Source organism: Pseudomonas triclosanedens (genome assembly GCF_026686735.1).
Lineage (GTDB): Bacteria > Pseudomonadota > Gammaproteobacteria > Pseudomonadales > Pseudomonadaceae > Pseudomonas > Pseudomonas triclosanedens.
In genome coordinates this window covers 3,225,470-3,250,627 of record NZ_CP113432.1, presented here as the reverse complement: position 1 = coordinate 3,250,627, position 25,158 = coordinate 3,225,470, and the positions used below count along the sequence as shown (strand labels likewise).

Sequence of the window (25,158 nt, the reverse complement as noted above, 5' to 3'; positions counted from 1 at the left end):
GGCGGGTAAAAGGCGGGGAAAGGCGGCTTCGCCACCCGCACGGGTGAGGTGAAAAATCACCTGTTCAGGCGGTTTTTCGCGCTATCGGCGGCTGACAGCATGCGCACTCCAACACATGGACCACTGGAGTACCGCATGCCAACAATAACAATGCGCGGAAGCTTCCGACCGCAGGCCCTGGCCGTCGCCGTGGCGCTGGCCTGGACCGCACAGGCGCACGCCGTAAACTTCAACATCGGCGAGCTCGAAGGGCAGTTCGACTCGTCGCTTTCCCTGGGCACCAGTTGGGCCCTGCGCAATCCCGACCCGAAGTTCATCTCCAACTACAACGTGGTTGGCGCCAAGGGCACCGCCGCCTCGCGCACCGCCGACGATGGCCGGCTGAACTTCAGCAAGGGCGATACCTTTTCGAAAATCTTCAAGGGCACCCACGACCTCGAACTCAAGTACGGTGACTCCGGCGCCTTCCTGCGCGGCAAGTACTGGTACGACTTCGAGCTCAAGGACGAGGACCTGCGCTACTACAACATCGACGACCGTGGCCGCGACCAGTCGGCCAAGGCCTCGGGCGCGGAATTCCTCGACGCCTTCGTCTACCACAACTACCAGTTGGGCGATCTGCCGGGCAACGTGCGCTTCGGCAAGCAGGTGGTGAGCTGGGGCGAGAGCACCTTCATCCCCAACTCGATCAACTCGATCAACCCGGTGGATGTCTCCGCGCTGCGCCGTCCCGGCGCCGAGGTCAAGGAGGCACTGATTCCGGTGCAGCTCTTCTACCTATCCCAGGGGCTCAGCGAGAACGTCACTGCCGAAGGCTTCTACCAGATCAAGTGGGACAAGACCACGACGGAGAACTGCGGCACCTTTTTCGCCGTGGACGCGGTGGCCAAGGGCTGCGACGACCGCCTGGTGATTGCCGGCCCGGACTTCGCCCCCGGCGATCCGCGCGCCAACAGCGGCAACATCCTCGATGTCGCGGCCAACCGTGCCAACGCCTATATCCCGCGTACCGACGACCACGAGCCGGGGGATTCCGGGCAGTTCGGCCTGGCCCTGCGCTGGTTCCTGCCGGAGCTGAACGACACCGAGCTGGGGGCGTACGTGATGAACTATCACAGCCGCAACCCCTACCTGAGCTTCACCCGCACCACCTTCGCCGGGGCGTCCAGTGCGCTGACCACCGCCAGCCGGGTACGCGGTGCGAGCTACTTCGTCGATTACCCGGAAGACATCCACCTGTACGGCCTTAGCTTCCAGACCAACCTCTCGGGGGTCGCGCTCAGCGGCGAAGTCAGCTACCGGCCGAACATGCCGATGCAGATCAACACCGCGGACCTCAACCTCGCCGCGGTGAACCAGGTCGGCCGGGTCAACGGCGTGACCACGGCGGTATCGCCGGTGTTCCTCGACGGTCAGGCCAGCAACACACCGGGCGCGGCGATCCAGGGCTACAAGCGCCTGCCGTTCACCCAGGTGCAGGTTACCGCGACCCAGTTCTTCGACCAGGTGCTGGGTGCCGAGCGCCTGACCCTGGTGGGCGAGGTGGGCTATGACCACATCAGCGGTATCGACAACTCCCTGGGCAGCCTGCGTTTCGGCCGCAGCCCGACCTTCGGCGCCGGCGAACTGGTCGACCAGTCGGTCTGCGTCGGTACTGCACCGGGCACCGCCGGCGCCAGCAACCCGCAGCAGGAGTGCAACAACAAGGGCTACTACACCACCAGTTCGTGGGGCTACCGGGTGCGCGGCATCCTCGATTACCCGAACGTCATCGCCGGCATCAACTTCAAGCCGAACATGGCCTGGTCGCAGGACGTCAACGGCACCGGCCCGAGCTTCGAGGAAGGCGCCAAGGCCATCAGCCTGGGCCTGGATGCCGACTATCAGAACACCTACACCATGAGCCTCAGTTACACCAACTACTTCGGTGGCGATTACAACACCCTGACCGACCGCGACTACATGTCGGTCAGCGTCGGCGTGAACTTCTAAGCAGGTGACCACATGCAAGCAACCACAATGATCAAGGGCGCCATCCTCGGCCTGAGCCTTCTGGCGTGTTCCGTACAGGCCGCGGTTTCAGCGGAGGAGGCGGCGAAACTCGGCACCAGCCTGACCCCGATGGGGGCGCAGAAGGAAGGCAATGCCGACGGCACCATCCCGGCCTGGAACGGCGGCCTGCAGCCGGGCGCGGCGCACGTCGAGAACGGCTTCCTCTCCGACCCGTTCCCCAATGACAAGCCGCTGTTCGTGATCAGCGCGGCCAACGCCGAGCAGTACAAGGACAAGCTCACCGCCGGGCAACTGGCGATGTTCAAGCGCTACCCGGACAGCTACCGCATGCCGGTGTTCCAGACCCGCCGCACCGCGGCCTCGCCGCAGTCGGTCTACGATGCCGTGAAGCAGAGCGCGGTGAGTACCCAGGAAACCAACGACGGCAACGGCCTGGCCAACTTCACTTCGCACTACTATGCCTTCCCGATCCCCAAGAACGGCGTCGAGGTGGTGTGGAACCACATGACCCGCTATCGCGGCACCAACCAGCACCGCGAGACCGTGCAGGCCACCCCGCAGACCAACGGTTCCTACAACACCATCAATTTCGTCGAGGACGTCGCCTATCCGCAGATGCTCAAGGATGCCGACGCGGCGCAGAGCAGCAACGTGCTGTTCTATTACAAGCAGCAGGTGACCGCGCCGGCGCGCCTGGCAGGTAACGTGCTGCTGGTCCACGAGACCATCGACCAGGTCAAGGAGCCGCGCCTGGCGTGGATCTACAACGCCGGCCAGCGCCGCGTGCGCCGTGCCCCGCAGGTTGCCTACGACGGCCCGGGCACCGCTGCGGACGGCTTGCGCACCGCCGACGACCTGGACATGTACAACGGCGCTCCGGACCGCTACCAGTGGAAGCTGCTGGGCAAGAAGGAGATGTACATCCCCTACAACAACTACCGCCTGTGGTCGACCAAGCTCAAGTACGACGACATCCTCAAGGCCGGCCACATCAACCCCGACCTGACGCGCTACGAGCTGCACCGCGTGTGGGTCGTCGAAGCCACGCTCAAGCCCAACGAGCGGCACATCTATGCGACCCGCCGGATGTACATCGACGAAGATACCTGGTCGATCGTCGCCACCGACCAGTACGATGGCCGCGGCCAGCTCTGGCGCGTCGGCGAGGGCTTCCAGGTCAATGACTACGAACAGGGCATCGCAGTGTATGCCGTGCAGTCGCTGAACGACCTGATCGCCGGTCGCTATATTGCGATGGGGCTGCTCAACGAGGCTCGCAAGGGACCGCAGTTCGGTGTGAGCAGCAGCCAGACCGACTTCACCCCGGCCGCCCTGCGCAACGCCGGGATCCGCTGAAACAACGGCGCCGTCCGCTTCCCTCCCAGGGAGCGGGCGGCGCCGCTTCGGAGCTAGTCCCCCGGCTAGTCCGAACGACCGATTGCCCGTCTATCCCGCGAATGCTCTGCTGGCACCCCGACGCAGCACGAATTACAACGAAAACGGGTGTCGCCATGTCCAGTTTCCCCGCCATTGCCGCCGGCCTTCCGGCGTCCGTGTCCGCCACGCAGCTACCGCGTGAACACCTGCTGCAAGCCTTGCTGGAAGCCCCTCGCCGCCTGAACCTGCTCTGCGCCCCGGCCGGCTACGGCAAGAGCGCGCTGGCGCGTGCCGCGCTGGAGCGCCTGCCGGCAAGCTGCGCGCGCCTCTGGCTCGACTGTGCCGGCCAGCCGCTGAGCATCGCTGCCTGTTGCGCGCAGATCGCCCACACGCTGGGGTTGCTCGACAGCGACCCGGCCAGCGTGCTGCTGGCTTTGCAACTGCGCCGCCAACCGCTCTGGCTGGTGCTGGACGATTACCCGCAGGACCCCGACGTCCAGCTCGATAGCTGGATACAGCGCCTCCTGGGCCTGAGCGAAGCGCCATTGTACCTGCTGGTCAGTTGCCGCCAGCGGCCCGACTGGAACCTCTCGCGTCTGCTGCTCGACGAGCGCCTCTGCGAACTGGGCGTCACGCAACTGGCCTTCACCCGCGAGGAGAGCGATGCGCTGGCCCAGGCCCAGGGCTATGACGCCGAATGCCGTGAACGCCTGTGGACTGCGACCCTGGGCTGGTGCGCCGGCGCGCGTCTGCTGCTCAGCGCCCGCGACGGTGTGCATGCGCCGGGCGAAGTGGCGTCCTGGCTGCGCTCGTACCTGGCGCAGGAACTGCTCGGCCGTCTCGACAGCGAGACCGGGGCAATGCTCTGCGGCCTGGCATACCTGCCGCGCTTCAACCGGGAAATCTGCGCCGGTCTGTGGGAAGAGCAGGGCGGTGAGCTGTTCGACCGCCTGCAGCAAGGGCAGGGTTTCTTCCTCGCGATGGACGCCGACGCCAGTTGCTTCCGCCTGCCGCCGCTGGTGGCCAAGGCGCTGCAAGGCCATCTCCAGGGTCCGGCGCTGACCCGTCTGCGCCTGCGCGCCTGCGGTGTGCTGGGCCAGTTGGGCTGGCTCAACGATGCTATCGAACTGGCCCTGGGGGCAGGACAGCCGGAAGTCGCGGCCAGCTACATGGACCGGCTGGACATGGACTGGCTGTTCGCCGGACGTCACCTCTGCCTGCTGCTGGACTGGCGTGAAAAGCTCCCCGCCACGTTGATGGAAAGCACGCCTCGGCTGATCTGCCTGAACGCCCGCGCGCTGTTGTTCAGTTGGCGGCTGGACGAGGCCGAGGCGTGCATCGCCCGCCTCGGTGACTTCCTGCCGCAGGCCCAGGCGACGCGCAACCGGCGCCTGCTGGCGAACTGGCTGGCGCTGCGCGGTGCGCTGGACGGCATGCGCGGTGACCTGAACTCCGCCCGTGAGCGCTGCACTGCCGCGCTGGCAGAGCTGGAACCGCGGGACTGGCGCTCGGTACTGCTGTGCCAGACCACCCTGGCGCGCCTGGACATGGCCTGCGGCCGGCCCCAGGCGGCGCGGCGCGCGCTGCTGGATGCCGTGGAGCTCGCGCGGCGCTGCGGTTGCCTGGCCAGCGAAGTGCTGCTCGACTGTGACCGCATCCGCCTGGCGCTGCTCGGCGGCGAGGCGGGGCAGGCGCAGGCGTTGCTCGACGCCTGCTGCGAGCGGGTAGCGGCCACCGGGCAGGAACATGGCTTGCTCATCGCTCGTCTGGCCTTCCTGCGTGGCGAGCTGCATCTGCTGCAAGGCGAACCGGCTGCCGCCGGGGCAGTGCTCGAGCGCGGAGTCGCGCAGGCCCGCGCCTGTGCCGATCCGTACATCCTGCATGGGCTGCTCGGCCTTGCCGAAGTCGCCTCGCGCAGCGGCGACCCGCTGGGCGCCGATCGTGCTGCGGAAGAGGCGGAGCGCTGCATGCATCGTTGGCGCGTGCAACCGGCATGCTATGCGCTGCCGCTGCAAAGCCTGCGCCTGCGCCTGCTGGCGCGGCAGGGCCAGTGGCAGCGTCTGCAACAGGAAGGCCAGGCGCTTACCGGGCAGTTGGCGGCGCCGCCGCTGCATGCGCCTTCGCTGCCGCAGCGCTTGCGTTACCTGCTGGCGCTGGCCGAGGCCGGTTGCGGCGATCCGGAAGCCGCTGGTGCGCGCCTGCGTCGATTGCAGGACGAATGCCAGCGCCTGGAACTCTTCGGCCTGGCGCGGGAGGCGCAGCACGCGCTGCATAGCCTGGCGGGCGGCCTGCCGGTCGATCAGTTGCCCGGCCTGCTGCCTGCGGGGCCGGGAGGGAGTGCGGAAAGCCCCGGGCATGGCCTGACCGCCCGCGAGGTGGCGGTGTTGCGCCTGCTGGCCGAAGGTCTGTCGAACCAGGAGATCGGCAATAGCCTGTTCATCTCCCTGAATACCGTGAAGACCCACACCAAGAAGATCAACGTGAAACTCGGCGTACGCCGGCGCACCCAGGCCATTGTCCGTGCCAAGTCATTGGGGCTGCTTGGGTGAGCGGCCTTCGCCGGTCTGCCGCAGCAGGTCCACCAGTGCCCGTGCACAACCGGGCAGCGCCTCGCGGTCGCGCAGCAGCACGCTGCGTTCGCGCACCACCCAGGGTTCGTGCAGCGGCAGGGTCCGCAGGTTCATGGTGCGGCTGTGGCGCAGCGCCGCCGTTTCCGGGATCACCCCGATGCCGACGCCGGCTTCCACCATGCGGCAGATCGCTTCGAAGCTGGCTACCTGAATACGCAGGCTGAGACTGCCGCCGACGCGCTCCACCTGCTCACGCAGGAAGCTTTGCAGGGTGCTGCCCTCGTGCAGGCCGATGTGCGGGTAGTCCAGGGTGTCGGCCAGGGTCAGGCGGCGCAGGCGGCACAGCGGGTGCTCCGGTGGCACTGCCAGGACCAGGCGGTCGGTACTGAAATGCACTACCTGGAGGCCCTCGGCACGTACCGGGCCGGCGACGATGCCGAGGTCGGCAGAGCCATCGAGGATGGCGCGGACGATATCGCGGTTGAGGCGTTCCTGGAGGTCCACGCTGACGCCGGGGCGCACGGCGAGAAAGCCCGCCAGCAGCTCGGGCAGGAACTCGGTGACCGCCGTGGTGTTGGCGAAGATGCGGATGTGCCCGACCTGATCGCCGCCCTGTTCGCTGAAGTCATCCTTGAGGTGGTCCACCTGGCGCAGGATCAGCCGGGCGTGCTGGAGCAGGCGCTGGCCCGCCGGGGTCAGTTCCACGCCGCGGTTGTCGCGATACAGCAGGCGGCAGTCGAGCTGGCCTTCCAGGGCCTTGATCCGCGCGCTCGCCGCCGCCGCCGAAAGGTGCGCCCGGCGTGCGCCCTGGGTCAGGCTCGGAGCTTCGGCGATGTGAGCGAAGAGGCGCAGGTCGGCGAGGTCGAAGTGCATGGTCAGCCCTGTAATTGGCGTTCGGTTTTACTTAACGCTGGATTATGAAAATGCAGATTCTCGGAACGCAAGTGGAACTGCATGCTGGAGGAAAATTAACGATGGAGAGCCAAGCGATGAGCGATTCCCCCTACGCCGCCTGGATCGGCCGGCGCCAGGAGCGCCATGAAGAACTGAGCGAAGTGCTGGTCCGCCGGCTCGCCGCCACCCTTGGCGAAGAAGCGCCCGGTGCCGGTGAAGCGTTGCCGCCGCTATGGCAGTGGGCGTTCTTCCAGGACGCCGAGGCCGAGCCGGGCCTCGGTGCCGACGGTCATCCGGCGCGCGGTGGCTTCCTGCCGCCGGCGGATGGGCGCAACCGCATGTGGGCAGGCAGCCGCCTTGAGTTCCACGGGGTGCTCTGTGTCGGGCGCCAGGCCAGCCGGGTCACCACCATCCTCAAGGTCGAGGAAAAGCACGGGCGCACCGGCTCGCTGCTGTTCGTCACCCTGCGCCACGACTACCTGCAGAACGAGCGGCTGACGATCCGCGAGGAGCAGGACATCGTCTACCGCGAACCCACTCCGCCGAAACTGGCCAGCGCCGAGCAGATGCCGGCGGGAGCCTGGAGCGAAGCGGTGGAGCCTTCGCCGGTATTGCTGTTCCGCTATTCGGCGGTGACCTTCAACGGCCACCGCATCCATTACGACTGGCCCTACGTCACTGAGACCGAAGGCTACCCGGGGCTGGTGGTGCATGGCCCGCTGATCGCCACCCTGAACCTGCGTGCCTTTTGCCGTGCCAACCCCCGCGCACGCCTGCGCCGCTTCGCCTTCCGCGGCTTGAGGCCGCTGATCTGTCCGGAAAGCTTCGAACTCGGCGGGCGCCTGCTGGCACCCGGCAAGGCCGAGGTGTGGGCTGGCAACGGCGCCGGCATCGCCCAGCACGGCGAAGTGGAATTCGACTGACCACCTTCCGCGGCCCTGACGTGGCCGCAACGACGCACCGAGGAAACCGCATGAGCAGCACCCCCGAAGAAATCCAGGCTATCCGCGACGGCGTGCGCGCCCTCTGCGCGGAGTTCCCCGCCGAGTACTGGCGCCGGATCGATGAAGAGAAGGGCTTCCCCGAAGCCTTCGTCAGCGCCATGACCCGCGCCGGGTGGTTGTCGGCGATGATCCCCGAGGAGTACGGCGGCTCCGGGCTGGGCCTGGCCGAGGCCTCGGTGATCCTCGAAGAAGTGAACCGCTGCGGCGGCAACTCCGGAACCATCCACGGGCAGATGTACAACATGTTCACCCTGCTGCGTAACGGCAGCGTGGAACAGAAAGCCTACTACCTGCCCAGGCTGGCCAGTGGCGAGCTGCGCCTGCAATCGATGGGCGTCACCGAACCGACCACCGGCACCGACACCACCAAGATCAAGACCACCGCCGTGCGCCGTGGCGACAAGTATGTGATCAACGGACAGAAGGTATGGATCTCGCGCATCCAGCATTCCGACCTGATGATCCTGCTGGCCCGCACCACGCCGCTGGCGGAAGTGAAGAAGAAGGCCGAGGGCATGTCGATTTTCCTGGTCGACCTGCGTGAAGCCATCGGCAACGGCCTGACCGTGCAGCCCATTTCCAACATGGTCAACCACGAGACCAACGAACTGTTCTTCGACAACCTGGAAATCCCTGCCAGCAGCCTGATCGGCGAGGAAGGCAAGGGCTTCCGCTACATCCTCGACGGTCTCAATGCCGAGCGCACCCTGATCGCCGCCGAATGTATCGGCGATGGCCGCTGGTTCATCGAGAAGGCCAGCCAGTATGCCCGCGACCGCGTGGTGTTCGGCCGCCCGATCGGGCAGAACCAGGGCGTGCAGTTCCCTATCGCCGAAGCGCCATCGAAGTGGAAGCCGCCGACCTTATGCGCTGGAAGGCTTGCCAGGAGTATGACGCCGGCCGCAATGCCGGGGCCGCGGCGAACATGGCCAAGTACCTGGCGGCCAAGGCGAGCTGGGAAGCGGCCAACGCCTGCCTGCAGACCCACGGCGGCTTCGGCTTCGCCTGCGAATACGACGTCGAGCGCAAGTTCCGCGAGACCCGCCTGTACCAGGTGGCGCCGATCTCCACCAACCTGATCCTTTCCTATGTGGCCGAGCACCTGCTCGAACTGCCGCGCTCCTTCTGAACCGGCGTGCCCGATAACGAGAACAACGACATGAACAACACCCACGCCCTTGCCGAATTCCTTGCCGGCCTGCGCTACGAAGACCTGCCGCAAGCCGTGGTCGAACGTACCGAAGACCTGTTCCTTGACTGGCTCGGTTCCGCCCTGGCCAGCCAGGGCCGCCACCCGATCCCACTGTTCCAGCGCTACGCCCGCAAGATGGGGCCGGGCGTGGGCAGCAGCCGCATTCTCGTCGATGGCAGTGGCAGCAGTGCGTATTTCGCGGCGCTGGTCAACGGCGCCAGCTCGCACCTGGTGGAGCAGGACGACCTGCACAACAGCTCGGTGCTGCACCCGGCCACCGTGGTGTTCCCCGCTGCCCTGGCCGCTGCCCAGGACCTGGGCAAGTCTGGCCGCGAGCTGATCCTCGCCAGCGTAGCCGGCTACGAGGCCGGTATCCGCATCGGCGAATTCCTTGGCCGCTCGCACTACCGCATCTTCCACACCACCGCCACGGTGGGCACCCTGGCCGCCGCGGTGGCGGTGGGCAAGCTGCTGGGCTTCGACAGCCGCCAGTTCATCAACTGCCTGGGTAGCGCCGGTACCCAGGCCGCCGGTCTGTGGGAATTTTTGCGCGACGCCGCCGACTCCAAGCAACTGCATACCGCCAAGGCCGCCGCCGATGGCCTGCTGGCCGCCTACCTGACCGCCGACGGCCTGAGTGGCGCGCAGAACATCCTCGAAGGCGAACAGGGCATGGCCGCCGGCATGTCCAGCGACGCCGACCCACGCCGGCTGGTGGATGGCCTGGGCACGCGCTGGGCACTGGCCGAGACCTCCTTCAAGTTCCACGCCTCCTGCCGTCATACCCATCCGGCCGCCGATGCGTTGCTCGCACTGATGCAGCGGGAAGGTCTCGGCCATGACGACATCGCCCGCGTCACCACGCGGGTGCATCAGGGCGCTATCGACGTACTGGGCCGGGTGGTGGTGCCGCAGAGCGTGCACCAGGCGAAGTTTTCCATGGGCACTGTGCTGGGGCTGATCGCCGTGCACGGCAAGGCCGGGCTGGTGGAGTTCGAGGAATTCGCCCTGCAGGACCCACGCATCGCGGCGTTCCGCGAGAAGGTCGAGATGCGCCTCGATGCCGAGGTCGATGCCGCCTATCCGCAGCGCTGGCTGGGCCGTGTCGAGGTGCTGACCCGTGACGGACGCCAGCTCGAAGGCGCCATCGACGAGCCGAAGGGCGACCCGGGCAACACGCTCAGCCGCGCGGAGCTGGAGGACAAGTTCCGTCGCCTGCTGGCCTTCGCCGGTGCCCGTGGCGACGCCGAGGCGACACGCCTGGTCGAGTCCACCTGGCAACTGCACGAGCTGGCCGATCTGCAGGCGTTTTCCTGAACCCTTCACGGCCCGGCAAGCAACGGTCCGTGGAACCCCCATTGCGGCGCCTGCCACCCTGGACGGGCGCCGCAAGCAAGTGGAGCAAGCCGATGAACCTCCGTCCCCTCGACGGTATTACCGTTATCAGCCTCGAACACGCGATCGCCGCGCCGTTCTGCACCCGCCAACTGGCCGACCTCGGCGCGCGCGTGATCAAGATCGAGCGCCCCGGCGCCGGCGACTTCGCTCGTGGCTACGATGAGCGCGTGCGCGGCATGGCCTCGCATTTCGTCTGGACCAACCGCTCCAAGGAAAGCCTCGCCCTGGACCTCAAACAGGAGCCGGCGCAGGTCGTCCTGGAGCAGTTGCTGGAACGCGCCGACGTACTGGTGCAGAACCTGGCTCCCGGTGCCGCCGCGCGCATGGGACTGTCGTTCGAGACGTTGCGCCAGCGCTTCCCGCGTCTGATCGTCTGCGACATCTCCGGCTACGGCGAAGGCGGCCCGTACGAGCAGAAGAAAGCCTACGACCTGCTGATCCAGAGTGAGAGCGGCTTCCTTTCGGTCACCGGCGGCCCCGGCGCGGAGCAGATGGCCAAGGCCGGCTGCTCGATCGCCGACATCTCTGCCGGCATGTATGCCTACAGCGGCATCCTGTCGGCGCTGCTGCTGCGTGAGCGCACGGGGCAGGGCAGCCGGGTGGAAGTGTCGATGCTCGAAAGCATGGCCGAGTGGATGGGCTTCCCCATGTACTACGCCTTCGAAGGCCAGGCCCAGCCGCCGCGTGCCGGTGCCGCCCACGCCACGATCTACCCCTACGGGCCGTTCCCGGTGGGCGATGGCGGCAGCGTGATGCTCGGCGTACAGAACGAGCGCGAATGGCAGGCGTTCTGCACCCAGGTGCTGCGCCAGCCGGAGCTGGCGGGCGATACGCGCTTCACCAGCACCAGCCTGCGGGTGGCCAACCGCGACGTGTTGCGGGCGCTGATCGTCGAAGCATTCGCCGACCTGACGGCGGAGCAAGTGGTGCAGCGCCTGGAACTGGCCCAGATCGCCAACGCCCACGTCAACGATATGGCCGGCCTGTGGCAACACCCGCAGTTGGCGGCCCGCGACGGCTGGCGCGAGATCGGCAGCCCGGTCGGCAGCCTGCCGGCTTTGCTGCCGCCAGTGCGCAGCAGCGCGTTCGTCGCGCGCATGGATCCGGTGCCGGCGCTGGGCGAGCACACCCAAAGCCTGCTGCACGAGTTAGGCTATACCCCCCATGATGTCCAGCGCCTGCACCAGCAAGGCGCGGTATGAGCCAGGAGAGTTTCATGAATCCCATCGTCCGCTCCGCCCTGTTCGTTCCCGGCAGCCGCCCGGAACGCTTCGCCAAGGCACTGGCCTGTGGCGCCGACGCGGTGATCGTCGATTTCGAAGACGCCGTGGAGGCATCGCTCAAGGGCCTGGCGCGGGACAACCTGGCGGCGTTTCTCGACGCCGAACCCTCGGCGCGGGTAATGGTGCGGGTGAATGCTGCCGGCGACCCCGAGCAGGCAGCCGACCTGGAACTCTGTGGCCGCCTGCCCGGCGTCGTGGGCATTCTGCTGCCCAAGGCCGAGCGCGCGGCGCAGGTGCGTATCGCGGCGGCCTGCGGCAAGCCGGTGTGGCCGCTGATCGAAAGTGCGCGGGGGCTGCTCGCGGTGGGCGAGATCGCCGCCTGCGAGAGCGTGGAGCGTCTTACCTTCGGTGGCCTGGACCTGGCTCTGGACATCGGCATGAGCAATGGCACTTCGGCGGTTGCCAGTGTCTACGACCAGGTACGCCTGAGCCTGCTGCTGCACTCGCGGGTCAATGGCCTGCAACCACCGCTGGACACGGTCTACCCGAACTTCGACGACGCCCAGGGGCTGGCGGCGACCATCCGCCACGGGCGCGATCTGGGGATGGTCGGGGCGCTCTGCATCCATCCCCGGCAGGTGGCGGTGGTGCATGCCGCCCTGACGCCCGGCGCCGACGAACTGAACTGGGCCCGGCGCGTGGTAGCGGCAGCGCAGGACGGCGCGGCGGCGTTTCAGGTCGATGGGCAGATGGTGGATGCACCGGTACTGGCGCGCGCCCGGCGAGTATTGGCCAGCGCCGGCCAGTGAGGCTCTTCGCACGCCACGCCGGGAGCCGGAGGAGGCGTCTGCGGTCGCCGAAGCGCGTTGCCGTCGGGCTTCGGCAACCTGGCTTCAATCCAGCAGGCCCCGCGCCCGCGCGATCGCCACAGCCTCGGTCCGGCCCTGCGCGCCAAGCTTCGCGTTGATGTTGCGCAGGTGCGACTTCACGGTGAACTCCGACAGGAACATCTTCTCGGCGATCACCTTGTTCCGATGGCCAGCGGCCAGCAGGCGGATCACCTGGATCTCTCTGCCGGTAAGAGCCTCGCTGGCGGCGCCGGGCATGGCGCCGGCCGCCGGCGGTTCGCCGTTGCCGGCGAAGCGTTGCAGCAGAGTCGCCAGGAAGCGCGGTTCGATACCCAGGGCGCGGCTTTGCGCCTGGTAGGGGACTGCCCAGCGCTGCAATAGCGCCGCCAGGGCCGGCCCTTCGTCGAGGAAGGTCCGCAGGAACCCTTCGTGGCTGGCGAAGCGCAGAGCCTCGCTGAGTTCGTCGAAGGCCGCCTCGCCACGTCCTAGCCCGTCCAGCGCAAGGGCATGGAGCAGGCGCAGCTTGAGTTCGCGGCGATGTTGCTGGCGTTGCTGGGCATCGTTCATGGCCTGTGCCAGCAATTGCTCGGGCTCTGCGAAGTCGCCCTGGGCAATGCGCAGGCGCAGGCGGGCGATGCTGGGCGTATCGACGTCATTGCCGTTGAACAGGATGCCGGGCCGGTCCCAGTCGCTGTGCAGTTCGGCGTAGCGCAGCGACTGCGCGGCGGCGTCCAGGCGGTTCTCCAGGGTGGCGATGCGTGCCCGCTCCAGCCAGGCCGAGCAGATCGCCCGCGCCGAGCCGGCCTGCTGGCCTATCTGTTCGAGGTCGGCGAGATGACGCAGCCAGCTATCGCGGTCGCCATGCAGCAGGGCGATGCGCGCGAGCAGCACGTGGGAGGAAATCAGCGAGTCCGGCGGGCTGCTTTCCTTGGCATTGGGCAGCACTTCGCTGAGCAGTTGCGCCACTTCATCCAGCGCGTCGGTTTCGTAGAGTGCGATGGACAGCGTGATTTCCATCGAGGGCCGGCCGGCCAGTACCTTCTCGACCCCGCCGTCGGACTGACGCTGGGCCGCAGCCTGCAGGCGCGCCACGGCATTGCCGAGGCGCCCCTGGATCATGTCCAGCACACCTTCGATACAACTGGCGACGCTGCCCATCGACTGGGTGCGGCTCTGCGAGCAGCGCAGGATCGCCCGCGACAGCAGGCGCCGCGCCTCTTCGTAGCGGCCGGTTGAGACCAGGCTGTAGGCCAGGCTGTTGGCGATCACGCCGTACTGGAACTGCTCGTCGTCGGGCATCCGCTGGATATGCGCAAGCCCTGCCTCGCAGCATTCTTCGACCTGGTCGGTGAGGGCCAGCAGCAGGCAGCGGATGGTTTCCGCTTCCAGCGCCACCGGCTGCTGGCCAGCGCCATTGGCGTCGCGTTCGAGCAGGCCGATGCTGCGCAGGGCGTCGGCATAGCGGCGGTGCAGGGCAAGGGTCCAGGAGTAGCCCAGGCACAGGCTTGGGTAGTCCTTGAGCACCTGCGGCGGAAACTGGTCCAGCCAGCGCAGCAGCAGGCGCGAGCGGCCGACATCCATGAAGTTGCCGATATGGCTGGCCAGGTGGCGCGCCGCGTCGCTGCGGGCGCCGGCGCGCAGCAGGTGGTCGATGACCGGTACCGGACGCTCCTGTTCCAGGTACCAGCGCGCCGCGGCCCGGTGCAGCTCGCTGGCACGGCCCGGATGGCGCCGCTCCAGTGCGTCGCGCAGGTAGCTGGAGAACAGGCTGTGGTAACGGAACCACTGATGTTCGTTGTCCGCCGGGAAGATGAACAGGTTGGCTCGTTCCAGGTAGTCGAGCATGGCCTGGCCGTTACTCATGCCGGTGAGCGCATCGCATAGTGGCGCGGTGAGCTGGTCGAGCACGCAGGTGTGCAGCAGGAACTCGCGGCATTCGTCGCTCTGCCGGGCGAGGATGTCTTCGGCCAGGTATTCGGCCAGCTCCAGGTTGCTGCCAGAGAAGCTGGCGACGAAGGCGGCGTGATCGGTGCGTCCCTGCAGCGACAGGCTGGCAAGGTAGATGGCGGTGATCCAGCCCTCGGTACAGCGGTGCAGGGTGGCGATTTCGTTGTCCCGCAGCGGCAACTGGCGCTTGTCACGGATGAAGCGGGTTGCCTCGTCGAGGGAGAAACGCAGAGCGCCGGGGTTGATTTCCAGCAGTTGGCCGCGTGCGCGGATGCGGCCCAGGCCGATATCCGGTGTGGACCGCGAGGCGAGCAGCAGTACGCCGCAGGATGGCAGGGCGTCGATCAGTTGCTGAATGAAACTGAGCACCGCCGGGTTATGCACCGTCTCGAACTCGTCGAAGAGCAGGGCGAAGGGCCGGCCGCGGTCGGACAATTCCTCCAGCAACTCCTGCATCGGATGGACCCGGCACGGTTCGTCGGGATGCGCGCCGCCATCGAGTTGCCGCAGCCCTGCGGCCAGGTGTGCAACGAAGCGCAGCAGGTCGTTGTCGGCAGCGTCGAGATTGAGCCAGAGCACCTGGCGGCCATTGGCCAGGCAGCGCTCGCGGTATTGCTGCAGCAGGGTGGTCTTGCCGAAGCCGGCGGCGGCGCGAATGAGGATCAGGCGTGCGGTATCGGCCTGCTCCATCTGCTCCAGCAGATGCTGGCGGGGCAGGTGGCTACTGGCGGCCGAGGGGGCGGCGAACTTGCTGGCAAGGATACGCGGCGGATGGACTTGGGCAGACATGGCGGCTCCGCTGGCCGGTCGGCTGGCGTGCGCTGGGCGCCGCCTCCGGCTCGTTTGTTGTTCTGTATCGCGACATCTTGCCACGCTTGGCGACCCTGGGCAGTCGTCCTTTCGAACTAAGCGATGTTTGAGGCACGGCAGAAGCCCAGGGACTAGGTGGGACTTTCGTTCCTTCGAACCATTGTCGGCCCGTGGTGCGTCGCTAGGCTGGGTAGCCGCCGGATGATCCGGCACTTGCGCAGCCAGACAGGAGCGATGCGATGGCGGGCCCGCTGACGGGATTGAAGGTAATCGAGATGGTCGGTCTTGGGCCGGCGCCGTTTTGCGCCATGCTGCTGGCCGACATGGGTGCGGAAGTCATCCGCGTGCAGCGCCCCGGCCAGTCCCTGGGCGAGCGCGCGCGCTTCGACGTGCTCTCCCGTGGTCGCCGCGTCGTCGAGCTGGACCTGCGCCAGGCGCAAGGCGTGGAAACCCTGCTGCAACTGGTGGAGCGCGCCGACGCGTTGATCGAAGGTTTTCGTCCGGGCGTGATGGAGCGCCTGGGCCTGGGGCCTGCCCAGTGCCAGCAGCGCAACCCCGGGCTGGTGTACGGCCGCATGACTGGCTGGGGCCAGAGCGGCCCGTTGGCTCAGGCCGCCGGCCACGACATCAACTACATCGCCCTGGCTGGCGCGCTGCATGCCATTGGCCGTGCGGGCGAGAAGCCGGTGGTACCGCACAACTACATCGGCGACTTCGGCGGTGGCGGCATGCTGCTCGCCTTCGGTGTGCTCTGCGCGCTGCTGGAGGCCCGCCAGTCCGGCCGTGGCCAGGTGGTGGACGCGGCCATGACCGACGGCACCGCGTTGCTGTCGGCGATGATGTACGGCTTCCGCGCGGCCGGCCGGCTCAGCGATGAGCGCGGCGTCAGCCTGCTCGACGGCGGCGCACACTTCTACGACACCTACGAGTGCGCCGATGGCAGGTACATCGCCCTGGGCGCCATCGAGCCGCAGTTCTACGCCGAACTGCTGCGCCGCTGCGGCATTGACGACCCGGCGTTCCAGCGGCAGATGGATGCCAGCCAGTGGCCGGCGCTGAAGGACAAGCTCACTGCGCTGTTCCTCCAGCGCAGCCGCGCCCAGTGGTGCGAGCTGCTCGAAGGCAGCGACGCCTGCTTCGCCCCGGTGCTCGACTGGGCCGAGGCCGCGCAGCATCCGCACAACCGTGAGCGCGGTACCTACCTCGAACTCGGCGGCGTGCTCCAGCCCGCGCCGGCCCCGCGTTTCAGCCGCACCTCGGCGGATACACCCACGCAGCCCCGCGGCGAGCCACAGAGCGAAGCCGTGCTGCGCGACTGGGGCGTGCCCGAGGCGCGCATCAGCGCATTGAAGAGCGCCGGCGTCATCTGACCCGGGCCCGTCCTCAACAACAAGAAAGGTGAACAGATGGAACGGATATTCGACTACATCGTGGTGGGCGCCGGTTCCGCCGGGTGCGCCGTGGCGGGCCGCCTCGCCGATGCCGGCTGCAAGGTTGCATTGCTGGAAACCGGTGGCCACGATCACCACGGCAAGGTAACGGTACCGGTCGGCCTGGTACTGACCATTCCGCGCAAGGGCGACTACAACTACGCCTACGAAAGCACTGCCCAGGCGAGCCTGGCCGGCCGCGCCAGCTATCTGCCGCGAGGCCGGGGGCTGGGCGGCAGTTCGTCGATCAACGGCATGCTGTACCTGCGCGGCACGCCGTCCGACTACGACGGCTGGGCCGCGCGCGGCTGCGAAGGCTGGAGCTGGAGCGAGGTGCTGCCGTACTTCAAGCGCGCCGAGAACAACGAGCGGGTCGCCGGCCAGGACGACGCGCTGCACGGTGGCAACGGCCCCCTGCATGTGACCGACCCGCGCTCGCCGTGCTCGTGGGCGCGGCACTTCATCGAGGCGGCGGCCAGCGCCGGCCACCCGTACAACCATGACTTCAACGGCCCGCGCCAGGAAGGCGTAGGCTACTTCCAGGTCACCCAGTTCAATGGCGAACGCTGGAACGCCGCTCGCGCCTACCTGCACCGCGGCAAGGCCGAGGACGGCAGCTACAGCGGCGGCCGCGCCAATCTTCTGGTGCTCACCGGCACCCGTGCGTTGCGCGTGCTGTTCGAAGGCAAGCGCGCAGTGGGTGTGCTGGTGGAGCGTGAGGGCACCCAGGAGACCCTGCGCGCCGGGCGTGAAGTGATCGTCTGTGCCGGCAGCCTGGTGTCGCCGCAACTGCTGATGGTCTCGGGCGTCGGCCCGGCGGAGCACCTGCGGCAGATGGGCGTGCAGGTGCTGCACGATGCCCCGGAAGTCGGGCAGAACCTCCAGGAACACCCCGACCTGATCCTGCACAAGCGCATCTTCAGTACCGACCTGTTCGGCGTGACGGTGCGCGGCGCGCTCAGCTACCTGTGGCAGTGGCGCAAGTACAAGCGCGAGCGCGGCGGCCTGTTCACTCGTACCTTTACCGAGGCAGGCGCGTTCCTCAAGACCGACCCGGCGCTGGCCGAGCCGGACATCCAGTTGCACTTCGTGATGTCCTCCGGCGACAACCACGGGCGCACGTTCCACTACGGCAGCGGCTACTCGATCCATGTCTGCGTCCTGCGCCCCCACAGCCGTGGCCAGGTGCGCCTGAACAGTGCGGACATGCGCGACGACCCGCTCATCGAACTGAACCTGCTGAGCGATGAGCGCGACATGGAAACCATGCTCAAGGGCGTCAAGATCGTCCAGCGGATCCTCGAACAGCCGGCACTCAAGCGCTTCGGCGGGCGGCCGCTGTTCCACGGCCACCTGAAGTTCGACGGTAGCGACGACGAGGCGGTCAAGCAGATGATCCGCGAGCACTGCGACAACGTTTACCACCCGGTGGGCAGTTGCCGGATGGGCGGCGATGAGCTGTCGGTGGTCGATCCACAACTGCGCGTGCGCGGTGTGCAGGGCTTGCGGGTGGCGGACGCCTCGGTGTTCCCGGCGCAGGTCGGCGGCAACACCAACGCGCCGGTGATCATGGTGGGCGAGCGTTGCGCCGACCTGTTGCTGGCCGAGTGGCGCGGCGCCCAGCCGCCCCGTACCGAAGCGGTTGGTGCGGCAGTCGCGGGCTGAAGCCGGGTTGTACGGGGGGAGGGCCGGGCGGCTTCGGGCGCCCGGCCCTCTTTTTGGCGTGGCAATGGCGGTGCGCGATCCGCCGTGCGGGCTCGCTGGTCCATTCGAACTAGCTGCCGAATCCCCGCACGTTCATCCCTTCGACCGACGCCGCATTTTTCAGCGCTCCCTAGTATCGAACACACAAGAACAACATCCATTGGAGACCTGCCATGTACCTGACCCAAGGCCTGCAGCGCATGCTGCAGCAGGACCCGGACCACGTCGCGACCATCTTCCGCGGCCGCACGCGGACCTTCCGCGAGCAGGGTGAGCGCGTTTCGCGCCTGGCCGCGGCCCTGCAAGCGCTGGGCATGCGCGACGGCGACCGGGTTGGCATGCTGGCCCTGAACTCCGACCGTTACCTGGAGTACATGCTGGCCACCTGGTGGGGCGGCGGTGTGCTCAATCCGGTGAACATCCGCTGGAGCGTGCCGGAGATCGTCTACTCGCTGGACGACTGCCAGACCGAAATCCTGCTGATCGATGATCACTTCCTGCATCTGGCCGAGGGCATCCTTGCCGGCGCCCGCAAGGCTCCAGTGCTGATTCACGTTGGTGATGGCGCCGCCCCGGAAGGCATGCACTCCTTCGAGGCGCTGATCGCCAGCCACTCGCCCGTCGAAGACGTACTGCGCGGCGGCAACGACCTTGCCTCGATCATGTACACCGGCGGCACCACCGGCCTGCCCAAGGGCGTCATGCAGTCGCACCTGAACCTCTGGTCTTCCGCCGTGGCGCGCATGGCCGAGTACCCGGCCGAGGATCAGTCGCGCACGCTGCATGCGGCGCCGATGTTCCATACCGCGGCGATGGCGCGCTGCCTGAGCCAGGTGATCAGCGGCGATGTCAACGTATTCATCCCGATGTTCGATGCCCTGGAAGTACTGCAGACCATCGAGCGCGAGCGCATCAACGAGATGCTGCTGGTGCCGACCATGCTGCAGGCGGTGATCAACCACCCGGAGTTCGAACGCTTCGATCTTTCCTGCCTCAAGCGCATGGCCTACGGCGCCTCGCCGATTTCCCTGCCGGTGCTGGAACAGGCACTGGTCAAGTTTCCCGGTGTCGCCTTCATGCAGGCCTACGGCATGACCGAGTCCTCGCCGGTGATCTCGGTGAGCCCGGACTGGACGCACAAGGCCGAAGGCATCGCCAGCGGCCTGGTGCGCAGTGCCGGGCGCGGTGGCTATGGCGGCCTGGTGAAGATCGTCGACGAGCAGGGCAATGAAGTACCGCGCGGCACGGTGGGCGAGATCATCGTCTGTGGCCCCAACGTCATGCTCGGCTACTGGAACCGCCCGGAGGAGACCGCCAAGGCCCTGCGCAACGGTTGGCTGCACACCGGTGACGGCGCCTACATGGACGAGCGCGGCTTCCTGTTCATCGTCGACCGCCTGAAGGACATGATCGTCACCGGCGGCGAGAACGTGTACTCCGCCGAGGTCGAGAACGTGGTGGCCCGTCACCCGGCCGTGCAGAGCTGCGCGGTGATCGGCATCCCCCACGAGCGCTGGGGCGAGGCGGTGCACGCGGTGGTGGTGCTGCACGCGGGCAGCGACGTCTGCCCCGACGACATCCGCGCCCACTGCGCCCAGCACATCGCCGGCTACAAGTGCCCGAAATCCGTGGAATTCGTGACCTCGCTGCCGCTTTCGGCGGCAGGCAAGGTCCTCAAGCGCGACCTGCGCGCCCCCTACTGGAAAGACCAGAAACGCGCCGTCAACTGACGGTGCGCGACACGCCCATCCCCAAGGAGAAACACATGAGCAATAAAGTAGTGGTGGCCGGGGTCGGCATGATCCCCTTCACCAAGCCAGGCCAGAGCGACGAATACCACATCATGGGCGCGAATGCGGCCAAGGCTGCCCTGGCCGACGCCGGCGTCGACTACGCCCTGGTGCAGCAAGCCTATGTCGGCTACGTCTACGGCGATTCCACTTGCGGCCAGGCCGCGGTATACGGCGTGGGCCTGACCGGCATCCCGGTGATCAACGTCAACAACAACTGCGCCACCGGCTCCACCGCCCTGTTCCTGGCGCGTCAGGCCGTGGAAAGCGGTGCGGTGGACTGTGCCATCGCCCTGGGCTTCGAGCAGATGGTGCCGGGTGCGCTCAAGGGTGCCTACACCGACCGCACCGGCCCGATGGATCGTTTCGCCAAGACCATGCAGCAGATCCAGGGCTTCGACGAGCAGGCTCCACGTGCCGCCCAGTTCTTCGGAGGCGCCGGGCGCGCCTACATGAAGGAATACGGCATCAGCCGCGAAACCTTCGCCCGTATCCGCGTAAAGACCAGCCAGCATGCCGCGCGCAACCCGCTGGCGGTGTTCCGCAACGTGGTCAGCGTCGAGGAAGTCATGGCTGCGCCGATGATCTTCGACCCGCTGACCCGCCTGCAGTGCTGCCCGCCGACCTGCGGTGCCGCCGCGGCCATCGTCTGCTCCGAAGCGTTCGCGAGGAAGCACGGCCTGCGCACCGACGTGGTGATCGCCGCCCAGGCCATGACCACCGACCGCAACAGCACCTTCGACGAAGGCGACATGCGCAAAGTGGTCGGCTACGACATGACCCGCAACGCCGCTACCGCGGTATACGAGAAAGCTGGCGTCGGCCCGCAGGACATCCAGGTGGTGGAACTGCACGACTGCTTCACCGCCAACGAGCTGATCACCTACGAGGGCCTGATGCTGACCCCCGAGGGCAGCGCCGAGAAATTCATCCTCGACGGCGACAACACCTACGGTGGTCGCATCGTCACCAACCCGTCCGGCGGCCTGCTGTCCAAGGGCCACCCGCTGGGGGCCACGGGCCTTGCCCAGTGCTTCGAGCTGACCCGCCAGCTGCGCGGCAGCGCCGATGCCACTCAGGTGGAAGGCGCGCGCTTTGCCCTGCAGCACAACCTGGGCCTTGGCGGCGCCTGTGTCGTCACGCTGTTCCAGCGTCAGTGACAGGGAGCCGCGAGCATGATCGACAAGAGCCATATCGGCGCGGTGGTTTCCAGCCACACGCAACTGGTGGAAGCGGGACGTCTGCGCTTCTTCGCCAAGGCTACCGGCCAGGCGGACCCGCGCTACAGCGACGAGACTGCTGCCCGCGATGCCGGCTACCCCGGCCTGCCGGTGCCGCCGACTTTCCTTTTTTGCCTGGACATGGAAGCCGGCGGCTCGGGTTCGGTGCTCAAGCGCCTGAACATCGACCTCGGCCGAATCCTACATGCCGAGCAGGGCTTCACTTACCACCGCATGGCCTTCGCCGGCGAGCGCCTGTCCTTCGAGACGAAGATCGTCGATATCTACGACAAGAAGGGCGGCGCCCTGGAATTCGTGGTGCGCGAAACCCGCGTGACCAATGGCGCCGGAGAGCTGGTGGCGGAACTGCGCAACAGCCTGGTCGTACGCAATTGAAGGAGCCGCACGTGAACCTGAATGCAATCGCCGTCGGCGATGAACTGCCGAGCTTCACCACCGACCCGGTGAACCGCACCACGCTGGCGCTGTACTGCGGCGCCTCGGGGGACCACAACCCGATCCACGTCGATATCGACTTCGCGAAGAAGGCCGGCATGCCCGACGTGTTCGCCCACGGAATGCTGTCGATGGCCTACCTCGGCCGGCTGCTGACCAACTGGGTAGCGCAGGAACGTCTGCGCGGATTTTCGGTGCGCTTCGCTGCCATCACCCAGCTCGGCGATGCCATCACCTGCTGTGGCCGCGTGCTGGAAAAGGACGAGGCCGCCGGCACCGTGCGTCTGGAAATCACCACCCGCAACCAGGCGGGTGAAATCAAACTGTCCGGCGAAGCCGTCGTGGCCCTGGACGCCTGAAACAGGAGAACAACAATGAGCAAGAAACTCGCAGGCCAGGTCGCCATCGTCTCCGGCTCCGGTCGTGGCATCGGTCGTGAGATCGCCCTGAAACTGCACCGCGACGGTGCCGCCGTGGTGGTCAACGACCTCGACGCGGCACCCGCCGAGGAAGTGGTCGCGCAGATCGTCGCCGAAGGCGGCCGCGCCGTCGCCTGCGTCGGCAGCGTTACCGACAAGGATTTTGGCGAGCGTTTCGTGAAGACCGCGCTGGACTCCTTCGGCGGCCTCGACATCATCGTCAACAACGCCGGCTACACCTGGGACAACGTGATCCAGAAGATGACCGACCAGCAGTGGGACGACATCATGGAAGTTCACGTCTCCGCGCCGTTCCGCATCCTGCGCGCCGCTTCCGGGCATTTCCGCGAAGCCGCCAAGAAGGAAGCCGGGGAAGGCCGCGAGGTGTTCCGCAAGGTGGTCAACATCTCGTCGGTTTCCGGCGTCATGGGTAACCCCGGCCAGGCCAACTACTCGGCCGCCAAGTCCGCGATCAACGGCCTGACCAAGGCCCTGGCCAAGGAATGGGGCCGCTACAAGGTCTGCGTCAACAGCGTCGCCTTCGGCCTGATCGAGACTCGCCTGACCTCCGCCGCGGCGGGAGAGGGCGCCACCATCAACGTCGGTGGCCGCGAGCTGAAGGTCGGCATCAGCGAGCAGATGGCGAAGAACGCCGCCGCGCTGATCCCGATGGGCCGCGCCGGTACCCCGGAAGAGGCCGCCGGTGGCGTGTACCTGTTCTGCATCCCGGAATCCAACTACGTCTCCGGCCAGGTGCTGATCGTCGGCGGCGGTCGCCCCTGACCGTCCCGCTGCCGGCCGCCTCGCGCGGCCGGCCCTCTCTCAATCGCTTGCCGAGGAGCCGCCATGAGCGCCACTCAATCGCCGTGGATCACCGATGACCTGGTGATCTTCCAGGACTCCATTCGCCGTTTTATCGCCAACGAACTGGTGCCCCATGAGGAGCGCTGGTGGAAGCAGCAGCACATCGACCGCGACATCTGGCTCAAGGCCGGCGAATTCGGCATGTTGCTGCCGAGCATTCCCGAACAGTACGGCGGCGGCGGTGGCACCTTCGCCCACGACGCCATCGTCACCCTGGAGCAGAGCCGGGCGATGTGCACCAGCCTGGGCACCAACGTGCACAGTGGCATCGTCGCGCACTATATCCTGCGTTACGCCAGCGAGGAGCAGAAGCTTGCGTGGCTGCCGAAGATGGCACGCGGCGAACTGGTGGGCGCCATCGCCATGTCCGAGCCGGGCGCCGGCTCCGACCTGCAGGCGATCAAGACCCGCGCCGTGCGCGATGGCGACGAGTACGTGATCAACGGCTCGAAGACCTTCATCACCAACGGCTTCCATGCCGACATCATCCTGGTGGTGGCCAAGACCGACCCGGAGAAGGGCGCCAAGGGCACCTCGATCATCGTCATCGAGACCAGGGAACTGGCCGGCTTCCGCCGTGGCCGCATCCTGGAGAAGATCGGCCAGAAGGGCCAGGACACCACCGAGCTGTTCTTCGACGATGTGCGCGTGCCTGCCGCCAATCTGCTCGGCCCGGAGGAAGGCAAGGGCTTCATCCAGTTGATGCAGCAGTTGCCCCAGGAACGCATGATCATCGCCCTCGGCGCGTTGGCGACGATGGAGCGCGCGGTCGAAGAAACCGCCGAATACGTGCGTAGCCGCAAAGTCTTCGGCCAGACCCTGCTGGATCTGCAGAACACCCGCTTCAAGCTCGCCGAGTGCAAGAGCGTGGCGACCATCGCCCGAGCCTTCGTCGACGACTGCATGGTCAAGGTGCTCAAGGGCGAGCTGTCCGGTGAGACTGCCGCGATGGCCAAGTGGTGGTGCACCCAGCAGAACTGCCAGGTGATCGATGAATGCCTGCAACTGCACGGTGGCTACGGCTACATGCTGGAGTACCCGATTGCGCGGATGTACGCCAACGCGCGAGTGGGCCGCATCTTCGGCGGCTCCAACGAAATCATGAAGGAAATCATCGCCCGCACCCTGTGATGCGGGCGCGCCGGGCCGTACCACGGGTACGGGCCGGCTACTCCCGCCGGGCTGCCGCCGCGAGGTACGCATGTCTAGCATCGAACTTTCCATCGAAGACGGACTGGCGCGGCTGACGCTGGCCAATCCTGAGCGCAAGAACGCGCTGTCCACGGCAATGGTCGCCGAGCTGATCGACGCACTTACCGCGCTGCGCCGCGACCCCGAGGTACGCGCCTTGCTGCTCAGCGGTGCTGGCGGGGCGTTCTGCTCCGGCGGCGATGTTGGCAGCATGGGCGGCACGCCGGAAGCTGGCGCGGTGCGCATGCGCATGACCGAAACCAATCGTCTGCTGGCCGCTCTGGCAGACTTCGACCGCCCCGTGGTGGCGCTGGTGGACGGCGTGGCCTACGGCGCCGGCTTCAGCCTGGCCCTGGCCGCCGACTTCGTCATCGCCAGCGACCGGGCACGCTTCTGCATGGCCTTCGCCCGCATTGGCCTGGTCCCGGACCTTGCCGCCTCCTGGCTGCTGCCGCGCCTGGTGGGCATGCAGCGGGCGCGGGAAATCCTCTATTCGGCCCGCGAGATCGGCGCCGCCGAAGCCGTGCAACTGGGCATCGCCCTGGAAACCCATGCCGGCGCACGTGCCGTCGCCCGCGCCGAGGAGCTGGCACGGGCCGTGGCGCAGATGTCGCCGCCGGCCTTCGCCATGAGCAAGCGCCTGCTCGCCCGCAGCTTCGAGAACGACCTGGCCAGCCAGCTCGACGCCGAGGCCGCCGCCCAGGCCGTGGCGCTCACCTCCAGCTACGTGAAGGAAGCCTCGGCCCGCTTCATGCGCAAGGAGGCCCCGATGTACCAGTGGCCGACGTTGCGCGACGACTGAACACAC

General features: G+C 67.2%; 18 protein-coding genes and 1 pseudogene. 17 read left to right on the top strand and 2 right to left on the bottom strand.

Translation table 11 applies throughout. The features are described from left to right. The first annotated feature begins 135 nt into the window (after positions 1-135). From OU419_RS14970 to OU419_RS14960, 3 genes are all read left to right on the top strand, one after another. Positions 136-1,992, top strand: coding sequence for a DUF1302 domain-containing protein (locus OU419_RS14970; protein WP_254476553.1), 1,857 nt, complete (start codon positions 136-138; stop codon positions 1,990-1,992). A 12-nt stretch (positions 1,993-2,004) separates the two neighbouring features. Further along, a complete protein-coding gene (locus OU419_RS14965; RefSeq protein ID WP_254476552.1) occupies positions 2,005-3,369 on the top strand; it encodes a DUF1329 domain-containing protein in 1,365 nt (454 codons plus the stop codon). 155 nt (positions 3,370-3,524) lie between these two features. Beyond that, entirely contained in the window at positions 3,525-5,939 is a 2,415-nt protein-coding gene (locus OU419_RS14960; protein ID WP_254476551.1) for a LuxR C-terminal-related transcriptional regulator, read from the top strand. On the opposite strand, the gene OU419_RS14955 is transcribed toward OU419_RS14960, so the two are convergent. After that, complete coding sequence (locus OU419_RS14955) at positions 5,919-6,833, bottom strand: LysR substrate-binding domain-containing protein (protein WP_254476550.1); 915 nt, start codon at positions 6,831-6,833, stop codon at positions 5,919-5,921. The two genes, OU419_RS14960 and OU419_RS14955, sit on opposite strands and share 21 nt — an antisense overlap. Before the next feature lie 116 nt (positions 6,834-6,949). Here OU419_RS14955 and OU419_RS14950 point away from each other — a divergent pair, with 116 nt between their 5' ends. The 5 genes and pseudogenes from OU419_RS14950 to OU419_RS14930 all read left to right on the top strand — a co-directional run bounded on the left by OU419_RS14950 (position 6,950) and on the right by OU419_RS14930 (position 12,480). Beyond that, positions 6,950-7,777, top strand: a complete 828-nt coding sequence (locus OU419_RS14950; protein ID WP_254476549.1) for an FAS1-like dehydratase domain-containing protein — start codon at positions 6,950-6,952, stop codon at positions 7,775-7,777. A 50-nt stretch (positions 7,778-7,827) separates the two neighbouring features. Then, positions 7,828-8,987 (top strand): annotated as a pseudogene (locus OU419_RS14945) (acyl-CoA dehydrogenase family protein). A gap of 30 nt (positions 8,988-9,017) precedes the next feature. Continuing rightward, positions 9,018-10,367, top strand: coding sequence for an MmgE/PrpD family protein (locus OU419_RS14940; protein ID WP_254476548.1), 1,350 nt, complete (start codon positions 9,018-9,020; stop codon positions 10,365-10,367). A gap of 92 nt (positions 10,368-10,459) precedes the next feature. Beyond that, a complete protein-coding gene (locus tag OU419_RS14935; RefSeq protein WP_254476547.1) occupies positions 10,460-11,650 on the top strand; it encodes a CaiB/BaiF CoA transferase family protein in 1,191 nt (396 codons plus the stop codon). A gap of 14 nt (positions 11,651-11,664) precedes the next feature. Beyond that, on the top strand, positions 11,665-12,480 hold the full coding sequence (locus OU419_RS14930; protein ID WP_254476546.1) for an HpcH/HpaI aldolase/citrate lyase family protein: 816 nt from the start codon (positions 11,665-11,667) through the stop codon (positions 12,478-12,480). Positions 12,481-12,564: 84 nt separating this feature from the next. On the opposite strand, the gene OU419_RS14925 is transcribed toward OU419_RS14930, so the two are convergent. Next, complete coding sequence (locus tag OU419_RS14925; RefSeq protein WP_254476545.1) at positions 12,565-15,255, bottom strand: LuxR C-terminal-related transcriptional regulator; 2,691 nt, start codon at positions 15,253-15,255, stop codon at positions 12,565-12,567. Positions 15,256-15,515: 260 nt separating this feature from the next. On the opposite strand from OU419_RS14925, the gene OU419_RS14920 reads away from it, so the two are divergent. The 9 genes from OU419_RS14920 to OU419_RS14880 all read left to right on the top strand — a co-directional run bounded on the left by OU419_RS14920 (position 15,516) and on the right by OU419_RS14880 (position 25,152). Next, on the top strand, positions 15,516-16,646 hold the full coding sequence (locus OU419_RS14920) for a CaiB/BaiF CoA transferase family protein (protein WP_254476544.1): 1,131 nt from the start codon (positions 15,516-15,518) through the stop codon (positions 16,644-16,646). A 36-nt stretch (positions 16,647-16,682) separates the two neighbouring features. Beyond that, positions 16,683-18,371, top strand: a complete 1,689-nt coding sequence (locus OU419_RS14915) for a GMC family oxidoreductase (protein WP_254476543.1) — start codon at positions 16,683-16,685, stop codon at positions 18,369-18,371. A 212-nt stretch (positions 18,372-18,583) separates the two neighbouring features. Further along, on the top strand, positions 18,584-20,140 hold the full coding sequence (locus tag OU419_RS14910; RefSeq protein WP_254476542.1) for an acyl-CoA synthetase: 1,557 nt from the start codon (positions 18,584-18,586) through the stop codon (positions 20,138-20,140). 35 nt (positions 20,141-20,175) lie between these two features. Beyond that, complete coding sequence (locus OU419_RS14905) at positions 20,176-21,360, top strand: lipid-transfer protein (RefSeq protein ID WP_254476541.1); 1,185 nt, start codon at positions 20,176-20,178, stop codon at positions 21,358-21,360. A gap of 15 nt (positions 21,361-21,375) precedes the next feature. Next, positions 21,376-21,816, top strand: coding sequence for a MaoC family dehydratase N-terminal domain-containing protein (locus OU419_RS14900; protein ID WP_254476540.1), 441 nt, complete (start codon positions 21,376-21,378; stop codon positions 21,814-21,816). Between the two features lie 11 nt (positions 21,817-21,827). After that, positions 21,828-22,235, top strand: a complete 408-nt coding sequence (locus OU419_RS14895) for a MaoC family dehydratase (protein WP_254476539.1) — start codon at positions 21,828-21,830, stop codon at positions 22,233-22,235. 15 nt (positions 22,236-22,250) lie between these two features. Further along, complete coding sequence (locus OU419_RS14890) at positions 22,251-23,078, top strand: SDR family NAD(P)-dependent oxidoreductase (RefSeq protein WP_254476538.1); 828 nt, start codon at positions 22,251-22,253, stop codon at positions 23,076-23,078. 63 nt (positions 23,079-23,141) lie between these two features. Continuing rightward, positions 23,142-24,290 carry an acyl-CoA dehydrogenase family protein gene (locus OU419_RS14885; RefSeq protein WP_254476537.1) on the top strand — a complete coding sequence of 383 codons (1,149 nt, stop codon included), beginning with the start codon at positions 23,142-23,144 and terminating at the stop codon, positions 24,288-24,290. 70 nt (positions 24,291-24,360) lie between these two features. Further along, positions 24,361-25,152 (top strand): enoyl-CoA hydratase/isomerase family protein, encoded by a 792-nt coding sequence (locus tag OU419_RS14880; RefSeq protein WP_254476536.1) that lies wholly within the window; start codon positions 24,361-24,363, stop codon positions 25,150-25,152. Positions 25,153-25,158 lie beyond the last annotated feature (6 nt).

Bases quoted from the DNA above. Each gene is read 5' to 3' on its own strand.
- OU419_RS14970 (WP_254476553.1), top strand. From the start codon at position 136: ATGCCAACAATAACAATGCGCGGAAGCTTCCGACCGCAGGCCCTGGCC.
- OU419_RS14965 (WP_254476552.1), top strand. From the start codon at position 2,005: ATGCAAGCAACCACAATGATCAAGGGCGCCATCCTCGGCCTGAGCCTT.
- OU419_RS14960 (WP_254476551.1), top strand. From the start codon at position 3,525: ATGTCCAGTTTCCCCGCCATTGCCGCCGGCCTTCCGGCGTCCGTGTCC.
- OU419_RS14955 (WP_254476550.1), bottom strand. From the start codon at position 6,833: ATGCACTTCGACCTCGCCGACCTGCGCCTCTTCGCTCACATCGCCGAA.
- OU419_RS14950 (WP_254476549.1), top strand. From the start codon at position 6,950: ATGAGCGATTCCCCCTACGCCGCCTGGATCGGCCGGCGCCAGGAGCGC.
- OU419_RS14940 (WP_254476548.1), top strand. From the start codon at position 9,018: ATGAACAACACCCACGCCCTTGCCGAATTCCTTGCCGGCCTGCGCTAC.
- OU419_RS14935 (WP_254476547.1), top strand. From the start codon at position 10,460: ATGAACCTCCGTCCCCTCGACGGTATTACCGTTATCAGCCTCGAACAC.
- OU419_RS14930 (WP_254476546.1), top strand. From the start codon at position 11,665: ATGAATCCCATCGTCCGCTCCGCCCTGTTCGTTCCCGGCAGCCGCCCG.
- OU419_RS14925 (WP_254476545.1), bottom strand. From the start codon at position 15,255: ATGTCTGCCCAAGTCCATCCGCCGCGTATCCTTGCCAGCAAGTTCGCC.
- OU419_RS14920 (WP_254476544.1), top strand. From the start codon at position 15,516: ATGGCGGGCCCGCTGACGGGATTGAAGGTAATCGAGATGGTCGGTCTT.
- OU419_RS14915 (WP_254476543.1), top strand. From the start codon at position 16,683: ATGGAACGGATATTCGACTACATCGTGGTGGGCGCCGGTTCCGCCGGG.
- OU419_RS14910 (WP_254476542.1), top strand. From the start codon at position 18,584: ATGTACCTGACCCAAGGCCTGCAGCGCATGCTGCAGCAGGACCCGGAC.
- OU419_RS14905 (WP_254476541.1), top strand. From the start codon at position 20,176: ATGAGCAATAAAGTAGTGGTGGCCGGGGTCGGCATGATCCCCTTCACC.
- OU419_RS14900 (WP_254476540.1), top strand. From the start codon at position 21,376: ATGATCGACAAGAGCCATATCGGCGCGGTGGTTTCCAGCCACACGCAA.
- OU419_RS14890 (WP_254476538.1), top strand. From the start codon at position 22,251: ATGAGCAAGAAACTCGCAGGCCAGGTCGCCATCGTCTCCGGCTCCGGT.
- OU419_RS14885 (WP_254476537.1), top strand. From the start codon at position 23,142: ATGAGCGCCACTCAATCGCCGTGGATCACCGATGACCTGGTGATCTTC.
- OU419_RS14880 (WP_254476536.1), top strand. From the start codon at position 24,361: ATGTCTAGCATCGAACTTTCCATCGAAGACGGACTGGCGCGGCTGACG.